9 protein-coding genes are annotated in these 13,278 nt (G+C 71.1%); 4 read left to right on the top strand and 5 right to left on the bottom strand.

Annotated elements, in window-relative coordinates:
* Window positions 1-13: 13 nt before the first annotated feature.
* The gene (locus tag QE392_RS03980; RefSeq protein ID WP_307448228.1) at window positions 14-1,183 is read left to right on the top strand and encodes an NAD(P)/FAD-dependent oxidoreductase; all 1,170 of its coding nucleotides are present in this window, start codon (window positions 14-16) and stop codon (window positions 1,181-1,183) included.
* A 498-nt stretch (window positions 1,184-1,681) separates the two neighbouring features.
* On the opposite strand, the gene QE392_RS03975 is transcribed toward QE392_RS03980, so the two are convergent.
* Together QE392_RS03975 and QE392_RS03970 are read right to left on the bottom strand one after the other, a co-directional pair.
* Window positions 1,682-1,873: a hypothetical protein gene (locus QE392_RS03975; RefSeq protein ID WP_307448224.1), complete on the bottom strand. Its 192-nt coding sequence runs from the start codon at window positions 1,871-1,873 to the stop codon at window positions 1,682-1,684.
* Window positions 1,874-1,882: 9 nt separating this feature from the next.
* Window positions 1,883-3,031 carry an acyltransferase family protein gene (locus QE392_RS03970; RefSeq protein WP_307448221.1) on the bottom strand — a complete coding sequence of 383 codons (1,149 nt, stop codon included), beginning with the start codon at window positions 3,029-3,031 and terminating at the stop codon, window positions 1,883-1,885.
* Between the two features lie 186 nt (window positions 3,032-3,217).
* Between QE392_RS03970 and QE392_RS03965 the strand changes: the two genes are divergently transcribed.
* Window positions 3,218-3,850 (top strand): hypothetical protein, encoded by a 633-nt coding sequence (locus QE392_RS03965; protein ID WP_307448218.1) that lies wholly within the window; start codon window positions 3,218-3,220, stop codon window positions 3,848-3,850.
* 98 nt (window positions 3,851-3,948) lie between these two features.
* On the opposite strand, the gene QE392_RS03960 is transcribed toward QE392_RS03965, so the two are convergent.
* On the bottom strand, window positions 3,949-4,608 hold the full coding sequence (locus QE392_RS03960; RefSeq protein ID WP_307448215.1) for a HEAT repeat domain-containing protein: 660 nt from the start codon (window positions 4,606-4,608) through the stop codon (window positions 3,949-3,951).
* Window positions 4,609-4,833: 225 nt separating this feature from the next.
* On the opposite strand from QE392_RS03960, the gene QE392_RS03955 reads away from it, so the two are divergent.
* On the top strand, window positions 4,834-6,747 hold the full coding sequence (locus tag QE392_RS03955) for a copper homeostasis protein CutC (protein ID WP_307448212.1): 1,914 nt from the start codon (window positions 4,834-4,836) through the stop codon (window positions 6,745-6,747).
* Window positions 6,748-7,066: 319 nt separating this feature from the next.
* Here the strand turns inward: QE392_RS03955 and QE392_RS03950 are convergent, their stop codons facing one another.
* Both QE392_RS03950 and pdxH read right to left on the bottom strand, forming a co-directional pair.
* Entirely contained in the window at window positions 7,067-8,224 is a 1,158-nt protein-coding gene (locus QE392_RS03950) for a GTPase (protein ID WP_307448208.1), read from the bottom strand.
* A gap of 111 nt (window positions 8,225-8,335) precedes the next feature.
* The gene (gene pdxH, locus QE392_RS03945; protein WP_307448205.1) at window positions 8,336-8,977 is read right to left on the bottom strand and encodes a pyridoxamine 5'-phosphate oxidase; all 642 of its coding nucleotides are present in this window, start codon (window positions 8,975-8,977) and stop codon (window positions 8,336-8,338) included.
* A gap of 690 nt (window positions 8,978-9,667) precedes the next feature.
* Between pdxH and QE392_RS03940 the strand changes: the two genes are divergently transcribed.
* Complete coding sequence (locus QE392_RS03940) at window positions 9,668-13,273, top strand: GH32 C-terminal domain-containing protein (RefSeq protein WP_307454014.1); 3,606 nt, start codon at window positions 9,668-9,670, stop codon at window positions 13,271-13,273.
* Window positions 13,274-13,278: the final 5 nt, after the last annotated feature.

The following is a 13,278-nucleotide window of genomic DNA, read 5'->3' as shown; positions in this document are numbered from 1 at the left end:
GAAAGACACCTCCATGACCAGTCTTCATCACGTCGCCGTCGTCGGCGGCGGCATCCTCGGCGTCTCCACCGCCGCGCACCTCGCGCGCGCCGGTGTCCACGTCACGCTCGTGACCGAGGGAGCCCTCGCCGACGGCGCCTCCGGGCGCTCGATCGCCTGGCTCAACTCCTCAGGTGACCGCTCCGCCGCTTACCACTACCTGCGCATCGCGGGGATCGACCGCTACCGCTCGTGGCGTGCTCACCACCCGGGCAGCGAGGCGTACCTGCGCTTCGACGGCGCGCTCAAATGGGCCGGCCCCGGCGAGAGCTTCCGCGAGACCTTCGACTTCGAGCGCCGCAACGGCTACGACGCGGTCTGGGTCGATCGCGCCGACATCGCCTCGGTCGCCCCCGACGTCGACCCTGAGGCCGTCGCCGCCGAGGGCGCGATCTTCAACCCCGGCGAAGGCTGGGTGAACATGCCCGACCTCATCGCCGCGCTCGTGACCGACGCCGTCGCCGCCGGTGCGGAGGTGCGCGAGAACGTGGGCCCGGCGCGCGTCGACGTGCAGGACGGCGTGGCGACGGGTGTCGTGCTCGCCGATGGCAGCCGCATCGAGGCCGACCACGTCGTGCTCGCGACCGGTCCCGCCGTTCCCGCCGACCTCGCGGCCCTCGGTGTGACGATCCCGGATGCCACCCCCGCGGCTTTCGTGCTCTTCACCGACCCGGTCGACGTTCCGGTGCAGACCGTGCTCAACACGCCGCGCGTCGCCGTGCGGCCGACGCCCGACGGGCGTCTGGTGCTGGATGCCGACTGGGCCGAGCAGTCCGTGCAGGTCGCCGACGACGGCTCGCTCACGGTGCCGGACGAGTCGGTCGCGGGCCTGCTCGAAGAGGCGTCGCGCGTGCTCGCTGGTCATCCGCAGCTGACGGCATCCCGCGTCGGCGCGGGACTGAAGCCGATCCCCGGCGACGGCGACCCGGCCGTGGGCGAGGTTCCCGGCATCCAGAACCTGTCGGCGCTGTTCACGCACTCGGGCGCGACGCTGGGGCTGATCCTCGGCGAGCTCGTCGCCGAGGAGATCGTCACGGGCGCGCCGTCGCCGCTGCTCGACGACTTCCGCTTCGCACGGTTCGTCGGCGTGCAGGCGCCCGAGCCGGTCGCGACCGGCGCGTGGACGCCGGTCGCTGACGACTGAGTCGTCGTGTGAAGGAGGGGCGCGGCCGGGAGGGCGCGCCCCTTCGGCGTTTCCGGCCCGGTCGGCTCCGTGGCGGTGACCCGGTCGGTTGGCCGCTCCCGCCCCCCTGACCGCGCGAGAACACGGGATCTGTGGAGAACAGGTGCCGACGCCGCGCCAGTCACGGGAAACTCGGTGACTTGCGCCATATGCACGCGAAACCACCCGCGCCGCGGACATACGGCGCAAGTCACGGGAAAACTGGATGACTCGCGCCATATGCACGCGAAGTACCCCGCGCCGCGGACATACCGCGCAAGTCATGGGAAACTCGATGACTCGCGCCATATGCACGCGAAACCGCCCTCGCCGCGTACATACGGCGCAAGTCACCGGGAAGGGGAGGGGCCCGCGGGTGCGCACGTCACCGGGAAGGGGAGGGGCCACGGGGTGCGCACGTCACCGGGAAGGGGAGGGGCACGGGGACGCACCGCAGCGCGGAGCGGCGATACCCCCGCGTCAGCCCTCGCTCGGCCCCGCCGGGCGCCCCGCCGCCCCCGCGCCGCCCTCGCCGAGCCAGCGCGTGTGCGCCTTCAGCGCGTGGAGCACCGCAAGGCGCACCGCCACATAGACGGCACCGCCGATCAGGGCGAGGCCGAGGCCCCACGTCAGAAGCAGGATGAGCACGTGCGGTCCGGCGAGTGAGTACATCGGGCGAGCCTACGCGCGCGCGTCCTCCGCGACCAGGGTCGACGCGGGCCGCGCCGCCACACGCGACCGGTCGTACTGCAGCAGCCACCGCTGCGCCGGAATCTCGACCAGCCTGTGCATCGCCCACGCGATCGCCAGCGCGATGCCGAACGCGGCGAGCGCGAGCAGCAGCGCCCGCTGCCACGGAAGCTCCGGATGCCCGCCGGGCCACCCCGACGACACCGACGCGATCACCAGCAGGTGCACGAGGTAGAACGCGAACGACACCCGCCCGAGCTCCTGCCAGAGCGGCCGGGCGAGGAACGTCGAGCGTCCGCGGGCGTCGGCGTTCGCGAGCGACGCGATGAGCAGCGCGTAGAACCCGACGGTGGCGGCGAGGCCGGGGTGCACGTCGGTGCCCGGCAGCATCGGCGCCTCCGACAGCGCGTATCCGGCGACGGCCAGGGGCAGCGCGATCGACAGGCGCAGCGGCATCCATCGTCCGCGCTTCAGCATCAGCGCCACGGTCATGCCGACGACGAACTCCGGCAGGCGCAGGAGGGGAGTGGATGCCGACGACAGCACGCCCGGAGCGAGGGCGGCGATCTGCGGGGCCAGGGCGACCAGAACGAGGGATGCCACGACCACGACCGTCAGTGCGCGATTCGACGCCCGCACGAGCGGACGGATGAGGAGCGGGAAGCCGAGATAGAAGAAGGCCTCGCACACGAGCGACCAGCTTGCGGGGTTTCCCGCCTGCCACCAGTCGGGCACCCAGCCGTTCACGAGGAAGACGTTGGCCATGAGCGGTGCGGCGCCGTCGGTTCGGATCTCGGGCACGAGGGTCGCGGCGGCGAGGAGCGCGAGCCCGACGCCCACGACGTGCAGCGGGTAGATGCGCGCGACGCGGTGCCACCAGAACGAGCGGGCGCTCTGCTGCGGCTTGTAGCCCCACGCCAGCACGAAGCCCGAGAGGATGAAGAAGAGCGTCACGCCGGTCTTGCCCGCCTCGAAGACGAAGCTCCACACGTCGCCCGCCGTACCGGCGATGTACTGCACCGCCATGATGTGGTGGCCGAAGATGAGCATCGCCGTCGCCCACCGCAGGCCCGTGAGCGAGGGCAGGGTGCGCACGCGGTCGAGGGGTCCGGGGGCCGTCGCCAGCGGGGGCGCGGTCATCGTGGTGGTGATGGTCGCCTCCCGTGTCGCGTGCGAGCGCGACGAGATGCCCGTCGACGACACCGTTGGGGGGTCGACCTGAGCACGTGGAGTCGCGCAGACCTTGAGAGACGGTACTCCCCCGTGGTCGGGAGATCCCCGATAGGGGGTAGGGGTTGACGGGCGAGCGGGAGGCACACTTGACGAATGGCCCGGCGAACGATTCTCCTCAGCGTCGACGGCACCCTCCTGGTCGAGATCGACTCGCCGATCCGCGCCTATGCGGCGATGCGCGAGGGCAGGGAGGAAGCACCCCTGCCCGTTCCCGACGACGCCGATGTGACGGCCGACGGACGCTTCTTCTTCCGCCCCGACGTGCACCGAGCCCTTCGCGAGTTCGTCGCGGACGGTGTCGATGTCGTCTGGAACACCGGCCGTCTCATCGACCCGCGCGCGCTGCAGGCACTGGCCGCCGAGATCGGGCTGGAGGATGCCGTGCGATTCCCGGATGCCGCCGAACTTCCCGCGCCGCCCACCGACGACCGCGTCGACACCGGCCCGAACGTGATGTGGGAGCACTGGAAGGTGCGGGCGCTGGTCGAACGCGCACGCACCCTCCCCGAGGGCGATGAGGTCGTCGTGGTCGATCCGATCCTCGACCTCGAGGGAAGCCGCCTGCCCGACGGCCTCGCTCGGCGGACGAAGAGACCGGATGCCGCGGGTATCGGCGGCATCCATGTTCCCGACACGTGGGGACTCGACCTCTGGGGCGTCGAGATACTGCGGGAGTGGGTCGCCGGTGGGGCCGTGCCGCGGGTGTGGCAGTACGCCCTGCGGTGACACGGCTCGCTCAGCAGCCCCGCTGAGGAGCTGCTCTGGGCGACTCGGGCCGGACGGAGCCGCCCAAGCCGTGCCGCGCGAGGCTCAGAGCCGCTCGGTCAGTCCTCCGCAGGCAGCGCCCGTTGCGCCACCACCCGTCGCGCCTCCACCACCGCTTCGGCGAACTCCGTGTCGGGGTCGTCCATGACGATCGCCGTGGCCCGCGCGTGCGCGCTGACGACGTCGTACGGCGACGCCGCCGCCCGCTCGACGGCTGGTTCGGCGCGGTATCCGATCGCCGCGAAGGCCCGGCTGAGGCTCCGCTGGGTGTCGTGGTCGCCGCGGCCGAACTGCGTGGCGAGCTCGTCGGCGAGCGCCTCGTGCGCGTCGTCGGGAACGAGACCGGATGCCGTGCGCCACGCCGCCCGTGCCACCTCGGGGTGCCGGTCGCGCAGCACCGCCGGCGTGATCACGGCGAACGCGGCGGGATCGCCGATCTTCGACAGCGTGTGCAGCGCCTGACTGCGTGCCTGCGGCACGTCGGACCCCACCTCGGGCAGCAGCGCCGCGACCGCCCGCGCGGGGTCGTGCCGCGTCAACGCCCACGTGAGCATGTCGCGCACGAAGAAGTCGCTCTCGACGGCGCACCGGGCGACGAGCTCGGCGATGTAGCTGTCGTGGGGCCGCGTTCCCGCGGCGAGCGCCGTCTGCAGCCGCGCGGAGGCGTCGGAGTGCGCGAGGGCGGCGCGGAGGCGATCGGCGGGCGTGGAGTCGGTCATCGTGCGTCCAGCGTTTCACGCCGTGGAGTCGGGTGGCATCGAATCATCCGCGTAACACGGTACTGACAGTCTTCATCCACCGACGCTCGAGGACTCACCCCGCGTCGACAGATCGACATCGCGGGCGACACCGCGGGAAGGATCCAGGCCCGTGACACCGCCCGCGCCGCCCCGCGCGCCCCTCGCCGTCGCCCGCGAGACCCACGAGCAAGTCGGAGTGTCGCGGTGACGGCATCCCTCGCCGCGGGCGTCCCTCGCGCGCTCGTCGAGATCTGCGTCGACGACCTCGCCGGCGTGCTCGCCGCCGAACGCGCGGGCGCCGATCGCGTGGAGCTCTGCGCCGATCTGCTCGAGGGCGGCACCACTCCCAGCCTCGGCATGATCCAGACGGTGCTCGCGTCGGTTCACCGCGTGGGCGTGCAGATCATGGTCCGCTCGCGCGGGGGCGACTTCGTGTACTCCGACGACGAGCTGCGCGTGATGGTCGCCGACACCCGCGCGATCGCTGCGCTGGCCGAGACGAGCAGCGTCCGCGTCGGCATCGTCTTCGGCGCCCTCACCGCCGAGAACCGCGTCGACGTTCCGGCTCTCGCCGCCATCCGCGAGGCTGCCGGCACCGTGCCGGTCACCTTCCACAAGGCGTTCAACGACACGGTCGACCTCGTCGACGCCTACGAGACCCTCGCGCAGCACGGCGTCGAGCGGGTGCTCACTTCGGGCGGGGCTGCGACGGCGGAGGAGGGGGCCGACGTGCTCCGCGCCCTGCACGCACGGTCGGACAACTCCCGGATGCCGATCGTGCTGGCCGGCGGATCGGTGCGCGCCCAGAACGTGGCGGCGCTGATCGCCCGCACGGGGGTGCGCGAAGTGCATCTGCGCGCACAAATCGCCTCCGATCGCGGGCACCTCGTGACCGACGAGTCGGTAGTCCGTGACACGGTCGCCGCCGCTGCCGCGAGCGCGCTCCCGCCGCACCCGGCCGTGGTCGCCGACGGGGGGCTGATACGCAGCTCCCGGATCCAGGCCGACACCGCGCAGCCGTCGAACCCGGCCGTGGTCGCCGTCGACATCGGCGGCACCTCCGCCAAGGGCGCGCCGGTCGACAGCGACGGGCGCGTGATGCCTGGCTCTCCGGGCCCGGCCGACGGTTCGCACCCGGCCGTGGTCGCCGTCGACATCGGCGGCACCTCCGCCAAGGGCGCGTTGGTCGACGTCGATGGACGCGTGCTCCGCGGCGCTCGCATCGCGACCGGTAGCTCGGGCGCCGAGACGGTCACGCGGATCGCCGACCTGCTCCGCGACCTCATGAAAGCCGCGGATGCCATGGGCCGCACCGTCGTGGGCGCCGGTGTGGTGAGCCCCGGGCTCATCGACAGCGCCACCGGCACCGTCCTCTACGCCGCGACGCTCGGGTGGACCGACGTGCCCCTCGCGCGAATCCTCAGCGAGGCGATCGGCCTCCCCGTCGCGGTGGGTCACGACGTGCGCGCGGCGGGCGCAGCCGAGCGCGCCCTGGGCGCCGCCGCCGGATCGGGCGATGCCGTCTTCGCCGCGATCGGCACCGGCGTCGCCGCCGCGATCACCTCGGACGGACGCGCCGTCGAGGGTGCCATCGCGGGAGCCGGCGAGCTGGGCCACATCCCCGCCGTCCCCGGCGGAGAGCTGTGCACGTGCGGACAGCGCGGGTGCCTCGAGGTGTACTTCTCGGGCGCGGGCCTCGCGCGCCGCTACGCCGCAGCCACCTCACTCCTCGGCGACGACCTGCTCGTCGAGCCCCCGGATGCCGCCGCCATCGCCGCCCGCGTCGACACCGACCCTGTCGCGGCGCGCGTGTGGTCGGAGGGACTCGACGCCCTCGCGACGGGGTTGGCGACCCTCACGCTGCTCGTCGACCCCGAGGTGATCGTGCTCGGTGGTGGCGTCGCGCAGGCCGGGGACGTGCTCGTCGACCCCCTGCGCGCGCGCCTCGCCGCGGCCCTCGCCTGGCGCGACGCCCCGCGCCTGGTCACGGCGGCGCTCGGTTCGCACGCCGGCCGCGTGGGCGCTGCGATGCTGGCATTCGAGGCCGCCCAGCGGTCCGAGGTCACCCGCTCGTGGGTTGCGCCGGTCGTGCTGGCCGAGCCGCATCCGCAGCCGTGACGAGCGGAGGGGCAGCGGCGACGGGAGGACGCCCCGACGGCATCCATCCTCCGCTCACCCCACGTCCTCCGCTCATCACGCGCGGGGCAACGACCACCGAGCCGCCGACGCTCACTCCGCGGCAGCCACCCAAGCCGGCCGCCGCCGTCACCCAAGCGGGCCGCGGCCGTCGCCGGAGCGACGCCGCAACCGAAACCATGCCCAAGGACGTGACGAGCGGAGGAGCAGGGGCAAACGGAGGACGCCCCGACGGCATCCATCCTCCGCCCACCCCACGTCCTCCGCTCATCACGCGCCCGGATGAGCCCGCCCGACGCCGCTACGTCCGGCCGACGCGCCGCTCGACGAGCTTGCGCGCGACGTCCATGAAGCTCGGCGCGTATTTCGACCACTCCTGGTCGAGCTTGCGCACGTCGATCTTGCCGGTGTGGAGCAGTTCGCAGATCTTCATCCAGCTCTCCCCCGTCGCCGCGGTAAGCGCACCGGCCACCGCGGCGTTGACGACGATGCCGGCACCGGGGATCAGCTTGAGGAAGCTGGTCGCCAGCGCCCGCCCGGCGACCTGCACGCCGAACTGGGCGAGGGCTCCCGCCGACAGCATGGTCTTGACCTCGAGGTCGTAGATGGCGGCGATCCGCCCCATCATCGTGAGCTGGATCGGCGCCAGAGTGAGAGCATCCGAGACAGGAAGCGGAACGGTCGCAGCCCCCGCTGCCGCTGCGGCCGCCGTGGCGATGATCGGCCGGGCCATCTCGCGCTTCCACGGGAGGTTGAGGCGCTGTGCGATGCGAAAGGCGTCCTTGTCGCGCTCGGGAGCGAGGGCCAGCGTCTCGGTGACAAGGTCACCGAGGCCGTGCCCCTTGCCCTTCCCGTGCCGGTCTCGGGTGGAGGTGAGGATGACGCGGCGATACGGCACATCGATGCGTTCGCCGGTCGTCTGGTCGACGGGGTCGTGGAGCCAGTCGACGAAGGCCTGCACGTCTTTCGCGACGCCCTGGCTGCCGGTGAGCGGATTCTTGATCCAATCGACCTTCGTGAGCACCAGGATCACCGGCAGACCCCGGGCATCCAGCTCGCGGATCATCGCGATGTCGGCGGGGGTGAGCCGGTCGTCGTTGGCCTTCACGCAGTACCAGACGACGGAGATCTGCTGATCGCCGGACTGCGCGGCGATGGCGTCGAGGTGGTTCCGCAGCTGCTGGTCGGGAGGAATGGGCGAGCCGATTTCGAATCCCTCGACATCCCAGATCCCCAGCGAGTCGTCGCTGTAGAACTGCACACCCCTGGTGACAGGCAGGCCGCGGCCGACCTTCGCCCAGTCGCGGCCGAACACCGCATTGACGAGCGACGACTTCCCGACGCCCGAGCTCCCGACGATCGCGAGATTGAATCGGCCGTACCGGGACTTGGCCTCGGACGTCGCCTGGACGAATGCCTTGTCGTCGAGGTCGGGTTTGTCCGCGTTCTTCTTCGCCATGGTTTCGCCTCACAGGGGAATCGCGCGTGGTCATTCCGCGGGAGCGGATGCCACGAATCTACGGCGCGGGGCGTTTTTCGCCGTCTCCTCTTGCGCCGACACGGACGCGCCTCACGGTTGCCGCCGCATCCCCGTCCACCCGTCGCCGTCGCGGAGGAACACGATCCGGTCGTGCAGCCGCGACGGCCGCCCCTGCCAGAACTCGATCTCGCGCGGCTCCACGCGGTACCCGCCCCAGTGCGGCGGCCGCGGCACGGCCTCGTCGTCCCCGAACCGCTGCGACACCGCCGCCATCTGCTCCTCGAGAAGAGCACGGGATGCAACGGGCTCCGACTGATGGCTCGCCCACGCCGACAGCTGCGAACCGCGCGGCCGCGACGCGAAGTAGGCGTCATCCCGCTCCGCCGGCAGGGGCGTCGCCGTGCCGAGCACGATCACCTGCCGCTGCAGCCCATACCAGGGGAACAGGATCGACACCGCCGGGTTCCCGGCCAGCGCCCGCCCCTTCCGCGACTCGCGGTTCGTGAAGAACCACAACGCGCCGTCGTCGTCGATCCCGCGCAGCAGCACCGTGCGCGAGGTCGGCGCGCCCGCGGCATCCACCGTCGAGACGACCATCGCGTTCGGCTCCGGGAGGTCTGCGGCATCCTGCAGCCAGCGCCGCAGAAGAGCGAGAGGGGATGCCGTGAGCGCGGCGTCGTCGAGCTCGTCGAGCGTGTAATCGACGCGGTGGGCGAGGGGGTTCTCGGTCATCGAGCGGTCCTCCAAGGCGGGTGCGGGAGGCCCCATCGTACGGCGGCGGGGGCTCACGGTGGTCGCGCGGAGTTCCCGTGCGCGGGGTTTCGGTACCCGTGCGCGGAGGATCGCGCGCCCGGGGCCGTGCGCAGCGGAGGAATGGACGCCCGGGGCCGCGACCAGGGGATCGCACGCCCGGGTCCGTGATCAGCGGAGGACATGTGACAGACGGAGGACGCGTGCGCGGCATCCGTCCTCCGCTCGCCCCCGGTCCTCCGCTCAACACGCGCCCCGGCCGGAGCGCCGGGAGGCGCCCGCCGCGAACGGTGGCGGCACCTCACGGCACCGTCTCGGTCGCCTTTTCTCTGGTTAACAATGGTTAATTCGGTTAACCATTTGACGAGCCCGTTCGGCACCGCTTAGCGTCTGTGCGAAACGAGCTGACACCGATGTCAGCCGCTGCCTCACGGCGGCACGCACAAAGGAGCGCGTGTGAACATCTGCCCGACCGGAAACCGATTCAGAACCCTCGCCGCCGTAACCACCGTGGCGGTGACGACGTCCCTCGGGGTCGTCGCGATCGCCCCCGCCCACGCCGATCCCCTCCCCGCGGTGCGGCAGTCCGCGGCATCCACGTCCGCGGCATCCGTTGGACTCGGCGACGAGCAATACCGTCCCCAGGTGCATTTCTCGCCCGAGAAGAACTGGATGAACGACCCCAATGGGATGGTCTTCCACAAGGGCGTCTATCACCTGTATTTCCAGCACAACCCCTACGGCGACCGGTGGGGGAACATGAGCTGGGGGCACGCCACCAGCACCGATCTGCTCACGTGGACCGAGCAGCCCCTGGCCATCCCGCAGACGCTCAACGAGCAGGGCCAAGCGATCGAGAGCATCTTCTCGGGCTCCGTCGTGGTCGACGAGAACAACACCTCCGGGTTCGGCGACGGCACGAACCCACCGCTCATCGCCGTCTACACGAGCGCCTACGAAGCGGCCCACCCGACGCACGCAGGACTCCAGGCGCAGTCGCTCGCCTACAGCCTCGATGACGGCTACACGTGGACGAAGTACGAGCAGAATCCGGTGCTCGACCGCGGCTCGGCGAACTTCCGCGACCCCAAGGTGTTCTGGTACGACGGCCCCGGCGGCGCGTACTGGGTGATGGCCGCGGTCGAGGCGCTGGATCACAAGGTCGTGCTCTACAAGAGCACCAACCTGAAGGACTGGGATTACCTCTCCGACTTCGGCCCCGCCAACTCCACCGGCGGCATCTGGGAGTGCCCCGACCTGTTCGAGCTGCCCGTCGACGGCGACCCGAACAACACCAAGTGGGTCATGGTCGTCAACCTCAACCCGGGTGCCGTCGGGGGCGGCAGCGGCGGCCAGTACTTCGTCGGCGAATTCGACGGCACCACCTTCACCAGCGAGAGCACGCAGGGTGCGCAGGACGTCCCGGCGGGCGAGGTGTCCGCGGGCTTCGACGACGGCACCTTCGACGGCTGGACGGTCGGCAACGAACCCGGCAACTGGAAGGACGGACCGTGGGGTCTCACCCCGGCATCCGGCGCCCTCGAGGGCCAGAGCGCGGTGACCGGCTTCGTCGGACCGGGTCTCGTCAACGGCTTCCACGACGGCGACTGGCCGGTCGGCACGCTGGAGTCGCCGACGTTCACCGTGTCCGACCCGTACATCAACCTCCTGGTCGGCGGCGGACGGCATCCGCACGTCGACGGCACCCAGCTGACGAACGACCCGCCCGCGGGCACGACGGTGTTCGACTTCGAGCTCCCTGACGGCCAGACCCTGGCCGATAGCGGGTGGCAGCTGACCGGCGACTTCGCCACCGACCCGGCGCGCAACCCCTCCACCGCCGGCGGCGACTACTACCTGGGCGCCAAGCGCATCAACACCTGGGAGGGCGGGCCGCGCGGCGACGACAACACCGGCGAGATGCTGTCTCCCGCGTTCGAGCTGAATGGCGACTACGTGTCGTTCCTCATCGGTGGCGGCAAGCGCACCGACGGCACCCTGCAGGCCGAGCTCGTCGTCGACGGGCAGGTGGTCCGTTCACAGACCGGGCCCGAGGCCGGTGCCCTGAACTGGGTGTCGTGGGATGCCGCGGAATTCGCGGGGAAGCAGGCGCAGATCCGCATCCGCGACGAGGCCACGGGCGGCTGGGGGCATCTCACCTTCGACCACGTCGTGGTCGGCGATACGCCCGCCCAGGTGCGCAGCGATGAGACGAGCGTCAACCTCGTCGTTGACGGAGAGATCGTGCGGACCGCGACCGGGGCGAACAGCGAGAACCTCGACTGGGCGAGCTGGAACGTCGCCGAGTTCACGGGCCGACAGGCCAGCATCCGGGTCATCGACAACAACCGCTTCGGGTGGGGACACATCCTGCTCGACCAGGTGATGTTCGCCGACCAGGCCGCGCCCACCCGGCTCGAGAGCTACGACTGGCTCGACTGGGGCCGCGACTACTACGCCACCGTGACGTACTCCGGCACCCCCGACACCGATTCCCGCGTCATGCAGGGGTGGATGAACAACTGGGACTACGCCAACGACATCCCCACCTCCCCCTGGCGCAGTTCGATGGCTCTGCCCCGCGAGGTCGCGCTCACCGCGACCGCCGAGGGTCCCCGCCTCACGCAGAAGGTCGTTCCCCAGATCGACGGGCAACTGGATGCCACGAATGCGCAGACCCGCACGAATGTGGCGGTCGACGGCCCGACGGATCTGCAGCTGAGCGGTGATGTCGTGAAGGTCGACCTCACCCTGCGTCCCGGCGACGCGGCGCAGGCGGGCATCACCGTCTTCGGCGACGACACGTCGGGCACCCGCATCGGCTACGACACCACCAGCGGACGCGTCTTCGTCGACCGGCGCGACTCGGGCAACGTCGACTTCCACCCGGCCTTCGCCTCGGTCGAAGACGCACCGGTCGCCCTCGCCGACGGCACGGTCACCGTCGAGGCGTACCTCGATCGCGCGTCGGTGGAGCTGTTCGCGGCGGGCGGGCGCACCACGATCACCGACCAGGTGTTCCCGAACGCCGAGGCCGACCGCATCAGCGCGTGGTCCGAGGGCGGGACAGCCGTGATCGAGCGGATCAGCGTCACTCCCCTCATCCCCACGATGTGGAAGAACGTCGAGGCACCGGGCGCCCCCACCGCCGTGACCGCCACCCCGCAGACCGGTGGCGCCACGGTCTCGTGGACGGCTCCGGCCGGCGACGGCGGGTCTCCCGTCACGGAGTACCGCGTCTATCAAGAGGGGGTGGATGCCGCGGTGGCGACGACCACCTCGCTCACGGCATCCGTCACCGGCCTGAAGCCCGGCACGACGGCGCGATTCGCGGTGACCGCGGTGAACAGCGCCGGAGAGTCGGCGAAGTCGGAATGGTCCGCGCCCGTGACCGTGCCCGACGGCGCGAAAGCCAAGCCGGGCAAGGCGAAGCTGTGGCACGACAACCTGTTCGCCGACGGTGATTACGCGGTGAAGATGACGCTGCTCAAGGGAGAGAACGCCACGGTGTTCCGCCTGTACGAGAACGGGACGCTCATCGCGACCGTCCCGCTGGAGTACCGAGGTACGGCCCCCCAGTCCGCGAAGGTCGAGGTGTCGGGCAAGAAGAACGGCACGTACGTCTACACCGGCGAACTGGCCAACTCGAAGGGCGTGACCGCGACGACGAGCACGACGGTCAAGGTCACCAAGGCACTGCCTGCCACTCCCGTGCTCACGCACGACAATCGCGACGGCGACGGCGCCTTCACCCTGACCGCCACCCTGCGCTCGGGAACGAACGCGACCAGCTACCGGTTTCCTGGAGGGAGAGACGGTCATCGCCGAGGGCGCGCTGACCCCGCGCACCCCGTTCGCGCAGACGGCCCGGACCCCGGTCACCGGGGCGAGTGTCGGGACGCACACGTACCGCGTCGAGTTCACCAACGCCGTCGGCACGACGACGAGCAAGCCGCTGACGGTGGAGGTGCGGCGCCCATAAGGGAGGGCGCGGGAGCGGATGCCAGGGGGCTGGCATCCGCTCTTTTCTCCCGTGGGGGCGCGGCACGCTGTTACCCCATTTTGCTTTTTGGGCCGCTCGATTCCCCGTCTTCGGCACTGCTCGACCTGATTGACGCGGCACACCCGATGGACGCCTCATATGTATTCTCCGTGCGACCCGGGCGCCGTGCTCGTCCTCCCCTGACGAGCTGGCCGGGGGGGGGGAGGTATATCGCCCCCGATAACCCCGGATGCGCGGCGAGATTCCGCATGTCGATGATCTGCCGCCACGGCTGACCGTC

The organism is Microbacterium proteolyticum (genome assembly GCF_030818075.1).
Lineage (GTDB): Bacteria > Actinomycetota > Actinomycetes > Actinomycetales > Microbacteriaceae > Microbacterium > Microbacterium proteolyticum_A.
This window is presented reverse-complemented; position numbering and strand designations above follow the sequence as displayed.